The sequence below is a fragment of the Vibrio sp. V12_P9A6T4 genome (assembly GCF_963874835.1).
Lineage (GTDB): Bacteria > Pseudomonadota > Gammaproteobacteria > Enterobacterales > Vibrionaceae > Vibrio > Vibrio anguillarum.
Genome location: NZ_CAWNJO010000030.1, coordinates 35,242 through 47,895, shown reverse-complemented (window position 1 = coordinate 47,895; position 12,654 = coordinate 35,242). Strand labels below are relative to the sequence as shown.

Annotated in this window: 9 protein-coding genes; 5 read left to right on the top strand and 4 right to left on the bottom strand. The window is 43.2% G+C overall.

Going from position 1 to position 12,654, the window contains the following annotated elements; genetic code table 11:
• Window positions 1-46 precede the first annotated feature (46 nt).
• Window positions 47-1,678 carry a methyl-accepting chemotaxis protein gene (locus AACQ42_RS01615; protein WP_094165017.1) on the bottom strand — a complete coding sequence of 544 codons (1,632 nt, stop codon included), beginning with the start codon at window positions 1,676-1,678 and terminating at the stop codon, window positions 47-49.
• 463 nt (window positions 1,679-2,141) lie between these two features.
• Between AACQ42_RS01615 and AACQ42_RS01610 the strand changes: the two genes are divergently transcribed.
• Window positions 2,142-2,909 (top strand): potassium channel family protein, encoded by a 768-nt coding sequence (locus tag AACQ42_RS01610; protein ID WP_094165015.1) that lies wholly within the window; start codon window positions 2,142-2,144, stop codon window positions 2,907-2,909.
• A gap of 46 nt (window positions 2,910-2,955) precedes the next feature.
• Here the strand turns inward: AACQ42_RS01610 and AACQ42_RS01605 are convergent, their stop codons facing one another.
• From AACQ42_RS01605 to AACQ42_RS01595, 3 genes are all read right to left on the bottom strand, one after another.
• Window positions 2,956-4,350: an EAL domain-containing protein gene (locus AACQ42_RS01605; RefSeq protein ID WP_254918557.1), complete on the bottom strand. Its 1,395-nt coding sequence runs from the start codon at window positions 4,348-4,350 to the stop codon at window positions 2,956-2,958.
• Window positions 4,351-4,607: 257 nt separating this feature from the next.
• Entirely contained in the window at window positions 4,608-5,528 is a 921-nt protein-coding gene (locus AACQ42_RS01600; RefSeq protein ID WP_094165013.1) for an aminoimidazole riboside kinase, read from the bottom strand.
• Between the two features lie 84 nt (window positions 5,529-5,612).
• Entirely contained in the window at window positions 5,613-7,052 is a 1,440-nt protein-coding gene (locus AACQ42_RS01595) for a sucrose-specific PTS transporter subunit IIBC (protein WP_026028729.1), read from the bottom strand.
• Window positions 7,053-7,325: 273 nt separating this feature from the next.
• Here AACQ42_RS01595 and AACQ42_RS01590 point away from each other — a divergent pair, with 273 nt between their 5' ends.
• The 4 genes from AACQ42_RS01590 to AACQ42_RS01575 all read left to right on the top strand — a co-directional run bounded on the left by AACQ42_RS01590 (window position 7,326) and on the right by AACQ42_RS01575 (window position 12,652).
• The gene (locus AACQ42_RS01590; RefSeq protein ID WP_094165011.1) at window positions 7,326-8,312 is read left to right on the top strand and encodes a LacI family DNA-binding transcriptional regulator; all 987 of its coding nucleotides are present in this window, start codon (window positions 7,326-7,328) and stop codon (window positions 8,310-8,312) included.
• A 118-nt stretch (window positions 8,313-8,430) separates the two neighbouring features.
• Window positions 8,431-10,110 (top strand): glycoside hydrolase family 32 protein, encoded by a 1,680-nt coding sequence (locus AACQ42_RS01585; RefSeq protein ID WP_094165009.1) that lies wholly within the window; start codon window positions 8,431-8,433, stop codon window positions 10,108-10,110.
• A gap of 246 nt (window positions 10,111-10,356) precedes the next feature.
• On the top strand, window positions 10,357-11,895 hold the full coding sequence (locus tag AACQ42_RS01580) for a methyl-accepting chemotaxis protein (RefSeq protein ID WP_013856727.1): 1,539 nt from the start codon (window positions 10,357-10,359) through the stop codon (window positions 11,893-11,895).
• Window positions 11,896-11,920: 25 nt separating this feature from the next.
• Window positions 11,921-12,652: a transporter substrate-binding domain-containing protein gene (locus AACQ42_RS01575; protein ID WP_013856728.1), complete on the top strand. Its 732-nt coding sequence runs from the start codon at window positions 11,921-11,923 to the stop codon at window positions 12,650-12,652.
• Window positions 12,653-12,654 lie beyond the last annotated feature (2 nt).

Here is a 12,654-nt window from a genome sequence, read left to right as displayed (position 1 = left end):
TAACGGCCTCAAAAGAGGCCGTTATTTTTAAACCCACGATATGAGGTTAGACTTGGAAGCGACGTACCGTATTTTGTAGCATTGCTGCCAACTGGCTAAGTTCGACGCACGCTTGAGCAGCGCTGGAAGAACCTTGTGCAACTTGCTTAGCTGATTCACTAATGCGTTCGATATTGCGACTGAGCTCCTCGCTAACCGAATCTTGCTCTCCGCACGCACTGGCGATTTGGATGGTCATATCAGCAATATGCGCGCTTTGATTACTTATGTGGTCAATCGCGATTTGAGTCTGGCCACTTTGCTCAACACATTGCCCCATAAGTACACTGCTTTGTGACGTCGCTTCACGAGCCCGCACTGCGCATGTTTGTAGGCTTTGGATTATATTGACGATGTCACCCGTCGATTGCTGGGTTTTGCCGGCTAAAGCACGAACTTCATCAGCAACAACAGCAAAACCACGCCCTTGTTCACCAGCACGCGCCGCTTCAATTGCTGCGTTAAGTGCAAGCAAATTGGTTTGGTCGGCGATGTTGCTTATCACGTCAACGACAACGTTAATTTGCTGTGCTTGTTGCTCAAGTTCTAATACGCGTTGTTCTGCTTGATCAATTTCTTGAGTCACAAGAGAGATAGCATTAGCGACGGAATCCATCTGTTTTGATCCAAGGATGGATTGTTGGTTACTTTCACGAGCGGCGTCAGAAGCGACTTCTGTGCTTCGTGCCACTTCTGCAACCGTTGATTTCATTTGCGTCATGGCCGTAGCAATGTGCATGACCTCGACCTGTTGCTCTTGCATGCCCTGTGATGTCTGTTCAGAGACGGCGCTAACTTCATCGACAGCATGAGATAGTTGAGTCGCTCCGGCGATGATCTCTTCCACCATTGAGCGTAAATTCTCTTGCATACTTGAACATGCATCGGCCAATTCACCTAGCTCATCTTGCCCAATATGCTGACGTGCTAATCGATGGCTTAAATTACCTCCAGCAATGGCGTTCGCTTGCTGTACAACCAACTGTAGTGGCTGGCAGATTAAGCGAGAAAGTAATAGTGTAATGAACACCATAAATGCTATCAGTGCAACGATGCTGCCTGTGGAAAATGAGGTGATAGCTTGAATAAGCGTCATCAGTTCAGAGCGATTTTTGGCAACAAAGGTTTGGTTTAAATTGAGAAGATCGTCAATCGCACTCTCTAGGCGTTCAAATGTAACCAAAGAGGCTGAAATATCCCCTTGAGCTTTTACGATATTTTGATTGAGGATATCGTCATTAAAAGAGCCAAGCGCAGTCAAGTAGTCACGCCAGAGGTTTTTAACTGGCATAAAAATCGAACGCTCGTGATCGGTCCAAACCGCACGCTCATAGGTGGCTAGTGCACTATCAATTGCTTGATAGTGTTCCTGCATCCAACGAATATCCTCCGTAATTTCGGCTTGATCGGTTGCGGAAAGCAAACTGATTTGAGCACGTCGCACAGAAGCCATATTGTATTTGACGTTATTGACCATCATCATTGATGGGAGTGTGTCATCCGTTAGATTGAGTAGGTCATCTTGTATTTCGTTCAATGAACGATATAGGTAATAACCGAAGGCGATGTTGACTAACGCGATAATAGTAAAGGCAAGCGCAATTTTTTTGCGAATGGCTAAATCTTTTAAAAAAGACATGGTAATAAGTGACCTCGGAGTAAAACAACGGAGTTATACCTGTCCCACTTGCAGCATTGCTGTATTGATCCTGTTCATTGACGCCAATTCCACCATTTTATTGATGTTTTTTCGGCGTCACTTACTGGTCATCGACAGTATCCTAAGTGGCTTGGGTATCGGGTCACGTCCATATGAAAATAGAGAGATATCCATAAAGTTGTGCATCGTATCACAATTGAAACTTGACTCCTATGGTGTTTTTGAGATTTTTGTGAGTGAGATATTGGGTGTAAAGATCTTAGGATAACGCTCAAGACGGTTATTTTAAGCTCTGTTAAGGTCACAATTCTTTACATCTCAACCACCTAGTTTATAGTGATTTCCATTTTGAATTGGGTGCTAATTGGGTAACGAAAGGGATGGTTGTACTGTTCACTTAGTACTTTTGGCGTTAAGGTAAACGGAAAAAGGTATTTGAATCATGAAATTAAAAACACGTTTACAGCTACTGTCTGCGATCGAACATAAAACTGAAATTCCGATGCTGCTATTATCGGTAGTGTATGTGATCGTCGCTTTACTACCAGATATTGCACCTTTACAACCCGGAGAGCTTGATTTTCTGGAGCATCTGCTTTGGATTATTTGGGCATTGTTTGCAACAGAATTACTCATTAAAGTGTTGCTGAGCCCCAATCCTATCCGTTATATGATTAAGAATTGGCCTGACGTGTTGATTGTGGCCATGCCATTCCTACGTCCGCTCCGTTTTTTACGCATTTTACTGATCTTGCCAAGAGCATGGCGTCAAACAAAGGCGGTACTGAGACAAAAAACGCTCAGCTTTATTGGGCTAACCAGCTTATCGACAGTGCTTCTTTCTGCGGCTTTTGTCTATTTGGTCGAAAAGGGCACGGATAGCCCAATCAATGATTTTTCTGATGCGATTTGGTGGGCAATGACCACGATTACTACTGTTGGTTACGGCGATATGTATCCAATCACTCCATTTGGGCGTGGTGTTGCCGTGTTTCTGATGTTGACGGGTATTACACTTTTTGGTTTATTGACCGCGAGTGTCGCCTCATTTTTCATTGAAGAAGATGGGCAATCAGCAGAGTATAATAGTGCACATCACACGAAACAGCTTAATAAAGTGTTAAAACAACTTTCTGTTCAACAACCTGTTCGCAAGCGTTTTCATTTAGCTCGCTACCGTGCTCAGTTGGCCTCTCGTCATAAGAAATAACCACTGAAGTTCTAGTTATCATCGTATTGGAATGCCAGAGATTGATCTAGGTGGTTTTAAGCAGAGTGATAAACTCACTGAGCGGCATAGGTTTATAAAAGAAATAGCCTTGTAAATAGTCAATTTCTCTTTCGTTCAAAAAATCAATTTGATCTTGGGTTTCCACACCTTCGGCGATGGTTTTTAACCCAAGTCGCTTAGCCAAATCGACTAAGTTTTCAACAATATGGCTAGAGATCGCATCACTACCGATCATGGTAATAAAGCTTCTGTCGATTTTTAAAATGTCAAACTTGAACTCTTGCAAATAGTTCAAACTAGAATGACCCGTACCAAAATCATCAATTGCTAGCAACACACCTATTTTATCCAATGACTGGAAGAGCTTTTTTGCTTCATCACTATCAATAACCAACTCTCTCTCAGTGAGCTCTAACGTTAAAATATGCTTACGATTGTCGAAGGTTTCAATAAAGTGTTTGCAATCATCAAACAAATTGGAAGCTACGCAGTGCTTGGCTGAAATATTAAATCCAATACTGAAATGCTCTGGAAATTGTGACTGATGTAATGAAAGTTCACGCTCTACTTGTGACATTAACTGAGTCGTAATAGGAATGATTAGCCCAGATTCCTCCGCTAAGGGAATAAAAAGATCGGGCCTCACTAATCCATGAACAGGATGTTGCCAACGGGCAAGCACTTCGATATGGCAGAGCTGGCCACTACCATCAACAATCGGTTGTACATACGGAATGAACTCGTTGGATTGAATAGCGCGTTTAACTTCTCCTTGCATTGACGAAGCTTGGCCGAGTTTCCAATAAGCAAAGCCGCCTAAACCAATACTCATAAGAATAACTAACATCGTGCTGGTTTGTTTGGTGTTTTTAAAATAAAGCCAATAGTCGTCCAATGTCAGCTTAGCTGAAAAGGTATAAGGGTATTGAGAGGATATGATGCTCAGTGTGGTTTGAACCTGCTGATCCGATACCCTCCCTTCACTATTTAATTTATGTTCACCAACTCCAAAATAGAGAATTCCATAATCTTTTAACAGAGTAATAGTGTTGGTTAGATAGTAGCCATTGACCCCCGTTATTACTGAACCTTTGGGGTATTGGCGATGAAAAGTGAGCACGGGCATTAATGGGGTTAGCCGATTACCATCAGATAAATAGAGTTCATGTGCCGTATAATGCTGAGTGCGGTAAAAAGTTTCGCCGTGTAATGAATTACAATAAACGTTTGAATCTTGTGCCAAGTTTAATGTGCGTATATCGGGAGTGGTGGCAACAAGCTCTCGTAAATATGGAAATACCTCTTTGCATTCCATCTGTAGGTAATATGACGCACGTTCGTTAGCGACTTCAGCATTTCGAATGACCCGATTAAACTGAATTTCACCTACTTTGAGTTTATCTTTAATATAATTGTTCAAATCAGTTTGTGTTTGCCAAGCAATAATTGGACTAGCAATAATAATAGGCAGTAAGCAATATAAAAAGCTAACTACCCATCGTTTACATCGTTCATATTTTACTAATCTTTGCATTAAGTCTGGTGGTTGTTTGCGTGTTGATGCCATAAGTGTAGCAAATAGATTTAGAAAACCATTAGTTTATATTGATTTACATCGCAAAATTATCTCTAGCTATTTTGTTTTCTATCTATTGTGTCTTGTGGCTAAATTATCATTTAGCCAATCCATTGAGCAAGCATGTGCTTATCTGGTAGCGCTGTCATTGCCCCTTTTTGAGTGGTGGCTAATGCTCCACAGCCATTAGCCCATTGCACTGCGTTTATGATATTACCCTTAGTAAACCACTCTTTATGTAATGACAACTGGCACAGCAATCCACCGACAAAAGCATCTCCGGCACCTGTTGTATCGATAGGTTTTACGGCTTTTCCCGTAATCAGTGTTTGCATCTCTGCTGTGATTACCAGCGCTCCTTTTGCACCTTGAGTAATGACAATCAGCGGAATGTTCAATTCTTTCACTGAGATTAATCCCTGCTCAAGGCTAGGGCGCTGCGTGAGCAAGAGCAGTTCGTCATCGGAAAACTTAACCACATCCGCCATTGCCACCACGCTCATCACCACTGGGATCATCTCTTCGGAGTTAGGCCAAACCTCTTCTCGTAGATTGGGATCAAAACTGACAAATCCCCCGTTGGCTTTGATGCGTTTAATCGCTTCAATGGTAGTGCTGCGACTCGGTTCACTGGCCAGTGCAATCGAGCAACAATGCAACCATTCGCCCGCTAAAAAGGTGGGAATGTCTGAACATTGGACAAATTGATCCGCGCTAGGTTTCACCATAAAGGTAAAACTGCGTTCGCCGTGCGAGTCTAAATCGACCACTACGGTTGATGTTCTTTGCTGCTCATCCAACTGCAAATATCGGGTATTCACTTTCTCTTCGGTTAATGTGGATTGCATAAAGCGCCCCATAGGGTCATTACCCACACGGCCAAAAAAGGCGCTATTACCCCCCAATCTTGCGATGGCAACAGCCACATTCGCCGGAGCACCGCCCGGACATTTGAGATAGTGTGTTTCACTATCAGGAATTAAGTCGACGACCGCGTCGCCTGTCACCCAAACTCGATTCATTTTTTCTTCCAATATCCGTGTTATTCGCTGAAGAAATAAGCCCACTCACATCGAGCGGGCTTAGGAGCATAACAGCCTTGGGGGTTACGCTGTTGCTTGTTTATCAAGCTTTGCGCGCTCTTTGGCACCCAAAACAAGTGTTAAGGTAAAGGCAATGACAAAAGAAATCAGCATACCAATCATGTAGTAGCTGATTTTCTCTGGGTTAATAGAAATCACTCCTGGAAGCCCAGCCGCGCCTAACGCTTGTGCTTTGACATTAAACAAGGTAATGAATGCACTGGCACAAGCTGAACCGATGATCGCAGCAATAAATGGGTAGCGAAGTTTCAGGTTTACACCGAACATAGCGGGTTCGGTAATACCCAGAAGGGCGGTCACACCTGATGGAATCGCAATGCCTTTTAATTTGATATCTTTGGTGTTCATACCAACCGCTAAAGCTGCTGCTCCTTGTGCGACGTTTGACATGGCCGCAATAGGAAAAATAAACGTACCGCCAGTAATGGCGATGTCAGCCAATAGTTGTGTTTCGATAGCAATAAAGCTGTGGTGCATGCCAGTAATCACAAACGGTGCGTAGATAAAGCCAAACAGTGCACCACCAATGAAGCCAGCAGAATCGTATAGCCAGTTCAGCCCATCACCCAATAGAAAGCCGATATCGCGAGTAATCGGGCCTACCAGTGTGAAGGTTAAAAAGCCTGCAATGAAAATCGAGAGCATAGGCGTCAGTAAATTATCCAGTACAGAAGGGATAATTTTGCGCAGGCCATTTTCGATTTTTGCAAGAATAAAGGCGGAGACTAAAACGGGTAAGACAGAGCCCTGATAGCCGACTTTCTGGATCTCAAAACCAAAAATATTCCAAGTAGGGATGGTGCCTGCGACAGACGCGCCGCCAAATCCCCAACCATTAAGCAGGTCTGGGTGAACCATCAACATACCTAATGCAGCGCCAAGGAATGGGTTGCCGCCGAATTTTTTAGAAGCAGAAAATGCCAACAAAACAGGAAGATAAACAAAAGGGGCGTTAGCGAAGGTGTTGATCATGCTGGCAAGATCAGCCAAGCCCGGGTTGGCATCAATCAGTGACTGCCCTTCGATAAAAAGCCCAGTGGCTGTCAGTACATTGAACAACCCCATCAATAAACCGCCAGCAACGATGGCCGGGATAATAGGGACAAAAATGTCCGACAACCCTTTAACGGCGCGCTGCACTAGGTTCTGCTTTTGTGCACCCGCGCTTGCAACATCATTGGTTGACATTTCAGCAAGGCCGGTCAACTTGGCCATTTCCGCATAAACTTGGTTAACGATACCGGAGCCAAAAATAATTTGATATTGGCCAGCGACTTTGAATTGTCCTTTGACACCTTCAAGTGAATCAATGGCTTGTTCATCAACCAATGCGTCATCTTTTAGCGCTAATCTTAAACGTGTTGCACAGTGAGCAAGGGCTTGGATATTTTCTCTGCCACCTAATTGCTCTAATAATTGTTTTGCTATGACTGGATAGTTCATAACCCACCCCGGTTGTTGTTTGGTATCCAGATGACTTGATCTCTTTAAGATAAGCATGGTGGATAAAATTAAAATAAGTATTCTTGGGAACGTTTGCAGAATGGATTTTTGATGAATAATTCAAAGTAGTCAAAAGCCAACCATTGATTCTGTGAATTAGATCAGTAAAAGAGAGATCGATAATTCTACAAACAGCGTTAGAATCACACTATTCGATCGTTTGCAGCGCTGAGTTTTGCAAACAATCCCAAAACAGAATGAGTAAGGTTATGTATGTCGAGTTTGCACGATGTCGCTAAGCTGGCCGGAGTTTCTAAATCGACGGTTTCACGCGTTGTAAATGATGAGTATGGTGTTAAAGAGTCTACAAAAATCAAAGTTTTAAAGGCGATTTCCGAGTGCGGCTATATGGTCAACCAAGTCGCTAAAGATCTCAAATCACAAAAAACCAATTTAATTGGAGTCATCGTTCCGCGAGTCTCTTCGCATGCGACAGCACAAGGCGTTGATGGTTTAAGTGCCATATTTGAACAAGCGGGCAAACACGTGTTGCTTGCCAATACTCATCAAGATCACGCTAAAGAATTGGAATATATTCAAATATTTAATCAAAAGAGAGTCGAAGGCATTGTACTTTACGCTACACACCTTGATATGCCATTAGTGAAAGCAATCCAACAATCTAATGTCCCGGTGGTATTGGTTGGGCAAGATGGCTCACTGCACGATATCCCGAGTATTGTTCATGATGATCTTCGCGTTGGATTCGAAGCGGGTAAACGGTTGATAGCAAAAGGTTGTCAACACATTGGTTTTATTGGTGTTCAGAGCGATGACGTAGCGGTGGATTGCTTGCGTTCTCAAGGGTTAGAGCAAGCACTGGGTATCAACAATTTAACCCTGTTGTTTCATGTGCGTGGTGATTTTTCGATTGAATCTGGTTACTTACAAGCTAAAACATTAATCACTCAATACCCACAATTAGATGGTCTTTTTTGCGCAACCGATAGAATTGCGGTTGGAGCGGTGAAAGCACTGCAAGAGTCTGGGTTTCAGGTTGGATCGCAAATAAAAGTATTAGGAGTTGGCAATGATGAGCTCGCATTTGTCAGTAACCCAAGCTTATCAACATTCAACTATGCCTTTGATAAAGCAGGTGAAAATGCAGCCAAGATGTTGCTTGAACGTATTGCGGGTCGTGGGCAGGAGATGAGTAAAGTCGTGTTAACATTCCAAAATATCGAACGTGAAACCGGCTAAGACTGAAGGTACTTGCTGAGGGGAAGCCCGCATAATTGAGGGTAATATTTCACCAATGCTTGCAAGCAGGCTTATTTTTTTATATTTTGCAATCGTTCCCGAAAATTGAGTGTAAGTCATGTCATTAGAAACAGTGCCAGTGGAAAAAATGTCATTTGAAGAGATGGTGAGATTAGTTGGCGGCCCGGCCAATATTCATAGAGTACTCGCACCAAGAGGCGAAATCGTTATTGCGCTGCGAGATCCAGCTTTAGTCAATGTTTTGCCTAGCCATATGCGATTGCGAGAAGTGCTTGGTGAGTGGCAGCTTTCATTTTTGATTCAACAAGATAGCATCAATGAATATGCCGATGAACTGATCAACAGTTTAGGTCGAATGATTGATTCTCAGCTGCGGCTTAATGCGTACGCCTATTCCTCGCCAAACGATTGTCCCTTTCGTCCAACGTGGCATATTTCTCCGCCGCAAGGGCTGCTCAATGACCCAAACGGTTTCATTTATCACCAAGGAAAATATCATCTTTTTTATCAGTGGTATCCTTATGGGTGTGAGCACAAGGATAAATATTGGGTACAACTGACGAGTACTGATCTTATTCACTGGCAATGGCAAGGTATTGCACTGACTCCATCAGATTGGTATGACAGTCACGGAGTTTTTTCTGGTCATGCTTTAAGTCACAACGATGAGTTGATGCTCTTCTATACTGGCAATGTTCGGTTAGGTGAACAGCGATTGCGTCAAACAACGCAATGTTTAGCCGTGTCGCAAGATGGTCTCCGTTTTGAAAAACGTGGCCCAGTGATCCGTAATTTGCCAACGGGTGTCACGGAACACATTCGCGACCCTAAAATAGTGCGCCACCGAGGCAAATGGCTCATGTTGCTTGGCGCGCAAACAACGCAGTTGCAAGGTCGGCTGGCGATTTACCATTCACATGATCTTAAAGAGTGGCATTTCGATGGTCTATTTGGTGAAGAAATCGCACCGCTAGGTTACATGTGGGAATGTCCCGATCTGTTTGAAATTGCGGGCCAAAGTTATTTTGTTTTTGGCCCTCAAGGGATTATTTCAGATAACGTGAACCACACAGTTATCCATCAGAATCGTATTGCAAAAGTCTTATGGGATGAAAATGATCATCCTCACTTTTGTCATCTGCAACCACTGGATCACGGCTTTGATTTTTATGCTCCTCAAACCATGCAAACGGCAGACGGGCATCGTGTCTTGTGTGCATGGATGGGGCTGCCTGACGAAGTTAATCATCCTAGCTGTGACAACGGCTGGTTGCATCAACTTACGGCACTACGTGAGTTGAGTGTTGAGAATGATCAACTTATTCAAAGGCCTATAAGAGAACTAGAGCAGTTATGTCACCAGCCGGTAAGTTTGGAGTTAAGCGATAAATGCACCATTCTCAACACCAAAAGTTTTGAAATGTGTATCACTTTGCCGTGGGGGGCAAGCTTACGTTTGTTTGAAAAAGATGAGCAATACGTTGAACTGAGTTTAGATGCCCAGCAAAAAGTATTACGCTTTGATCGTTCCCATACTTTGATACGCCAAGGTGATGTGATTCGTGAATTGGCCTTAGAGTGTGAACAGGTTGAGCTGCAGATTCTCGCGGATAATTCTTCATTAGAAGTGTTCATCAACGGCGGAAAAGCAGTGATGAGTGCAAGAGTGTTTACCGAACAAGAGGCGACAGGAGTATCACTATTAAATGCGTTGGTTACGGCCAAATACTCTCCTATCCAGCCCGTCAGCGCTTCTTCATTCGCTACTCAATTCTAAATTAAGCCGAAAGTAAACTTTCGGCTCAAAAAATAATAACCTTTTTCTTTCTTGGTCTATCCTTAAGTAAAAGATAAGTGAGATCAACATGATCGGTATGAGTTCAAACAATAGCAGAGATGATATTGACCTCTCTTCTGGTCTGCGTCCTATTCATTAAACACAAGAGTCAGATGGCTATCATGCGGTGCGATGAAGTCAACGCACAGTGCTTAACTCATACCATTGATTAAGGCGAAATGAAGTATGTGGAAAAGTGTCAAAGTGATCTTTGTTACCCAAGTTGTTCTGGCAGTGTCCATTGTGTTGGGCATTTCTAGTTACATTGATTACCAGTCAAAGAAAGCGGAGCTACAGCATAGCCTAGATACATCAATCTTGAATGCAAAAGAGCGCTTGAGCTACAGCCTACCTAAAGCAATTTGGGATTTTGATTTACATGCCGCCAAACTCACTATTTCAGCAGAGTTAAATAACCCAGACATACAAGCGGTTAGAGTGAAAGATGCGGGTGGTACACCGCTTCTTTTCCTGAGTACATCACCCGACTCTCAAGATGTGAAAGAGATGGAGCCCAATGAGGGAAAACAATACGAATCCATGCTCTCTTCGGTGCAAAAGCTCACCTTTGTTGAGTATGAAAAGGAAAATGAAGTTGGTCAGGTAGAGCTTTTCTATAACACAGATAGGCTAGAAAAAACCTTGTTACAAAGTCTGCAATATAGCCTGATTGAGTTGCTGATTTTAGATAGCGTAATGATTGTATTCTTAATTTTGGCGTTAACGAAAACCGTCCTTCGCCCGCTCAACGATTTGACAGAGCGAGTGGCCGATCTTGCAACCGGTGAAGGGGATTTAAGTCGTATCATTCCAGAACCCAAATATAGAGAGTTTTCGCAGATCATCCGCAGTATTAATCATTTTACGGAGTCGCTAAGGGAGATAGTTGTACAAGTAACGAATGCTTCTGTGCAGTTAAAAGACACCGCAGAGATGAGTGGTCAGGTTGCCATGAGAAATGCGCAGCAAATTGATCAACAAAAACACAGTTTATCGACCGTCGCTGCCGCTTCCACACAGATGAGTCAGTCGGTGGCAACAGTGGCTGAAACCGCTAATGACGCCGCAAGGCAAGCAAGTGAGGCTTCTCAATTGGTCGATAATGTTTACCACTCAATAGAACGCTCTGCCGCCGAGATTGTAAACATGCGTTCCGAAATGGGTTCGGTAAACGCGGAGATGCATAAGCTGCTTGATGAAGGGCGAAAAATATCAACGGTGGTCGGGGTGATTAATGACATTTCCGAGCAAACCAACTTGCTGGCACTGAACGCTGCTATTGAAGCGGCACGCGCAGGTGAGCATGGTCGTGGTTTTGCAGTAGTGGCTGACGAAGTGCGCAACCTTTCGACCAAAACCAGCCAATCCACCGAACAGATCCAAACCAATATTCGCTCACTTAGCAGTGCAACAGAATCGGTTGAGCAAGAAATTATTCGCATCTCTAATTTGTTAGAAAGCACCGCTAAGCGAGTATCAGAGTCACAACATTCTGTTGAGCAGGTGAAAAATACTATCTCTGAAATTTCTGAAAGAAATGGAGAGATTTCGCATGCCACAGAAGAGCAGAAACAAGCCATTGATGAAGTCAGTCAGGCGATTGTTGAAGCATCAGAGGCCACTAATGAGCTGTCGAGTAGTGGTCAAGATAATGCTCAGAGAACGAAAGAAGTTCTTCAACTGAGCTCAAACATTAAAACTCATATGCGTAAGTTCAAAACATAAGTTCCACCTTCAAGGAGAAGAAAGTATGAAGCGTCTGTTGATCTTTATTTTCAGTATGATGATGGCCTTACCGAGTAGCTTTGCTGCTACTATTACGGCTGCGCAAGATCCATGGCCACCGTTTATTTCACCGGATAAAAGCATGCCGGGGCTATCGGTAGAAATCGCTGTTGCGGCTATGAAAACACAGGGCTATGACGTCAATTTTCAAATCATGCCTTGGTCACGAGCATTAGATGAGGTGAGTAAAGGCAGAATTGATCTGTTGCCTGCAACTTGGTATACGCAGGAGAGAACGGCTTATTTACTTTACAGTGACTCATATTTAGAAAATGAACTGAGCTTTATTAAAAGAGCGGGCGATGCTTTCGAATTTTCAGGTTTAAATAGTTTGAGTGGCAAACAAGTTGGCATCGTTAGGGGCTATGGTTATGGGGATGACTTTTTATCCGCCACTAATTTCAACAAACCAGACGCTAATGATCTCACGACTAACTTGAAGAAACTGCAAGCCAAACGAATCGATCTTACCCTTGAAGATAAGTTGGTTGCGTTATCGACCATGAAAGAGGCGGGCTTAAATAGCAGTGATTTTCAGTTTACCACTGCATCTTTGTCTAAAAATCCTTTACATGTTACCTCAGGTAAAGCAAACCCTAATGCGCAGAAATATATTGATGCGTATAACAAAGGGTTAGCCACGATTAAAGCTGACGGAACATTTGATGCCATTTTAGCGAAATACGGTATTCAGTGATT

Bases quoted from the DNA above. Each gene is read 5' to 3' on its own strand.
- AACQ42_RS01610 (WP_094165015.1), top strand. From the start codon at position 2,142: ATGAAATTAAAAACACGTTTACAGCTACTGTCTGCGATCGAACATAAA.
- AACQ42_RS01580 (WP_013856727.1), top strand. From the start codon at position 10,357: ATGTGGAAAAGTGTCAAAGTGATCTTTGTTACCCAAGTTGTTCTGGCA.
- AACQ42_RS01585 (WP_094165009.1), top strand. From the start codon at position 8,431: ATGTCATTAGAAACAGTGCCAGTGGAAAAAATGTCATTTGAAGAGATG.
- AACQ42_RS01615 (WP_094165017.1), bottom strand. From the start codon at position 1,678: ATGTCTTTTTTAAAAGATTTAGCCATTCGCAAAAAAATTGCGCTTGCC.
- AACQ42_RS01595 (WP_026028729.1), bottom strand. From the start codon at position 7,052: ATGAACTATCCAGTCATAGCAAAACAATTATTAGAGCAATTAGGTGGC.
- AACQ42_RS01600 (WP_094165013.1), bottom strand. From the start codon at position 5,528: ATGAATCGAGTTTGGGTGACAGGCGACGCGGTCGTCGACTTAATTCCT.
- AACQ42_RS01590 (WP_094165011.1), top strand. From the start codon at position 7,326: ATGTCGAGTTTGCACGATGTCGCTAAGCTGGCCGGAGTTTCTAAATCG.
- AACQ42_RS01575 (WP_013856728.1), top strand. From the start codon at position 11,921: ATGAAGCGTCTGTTGATCTTTATTTTCAGTATGATGATGGCCTTACCG.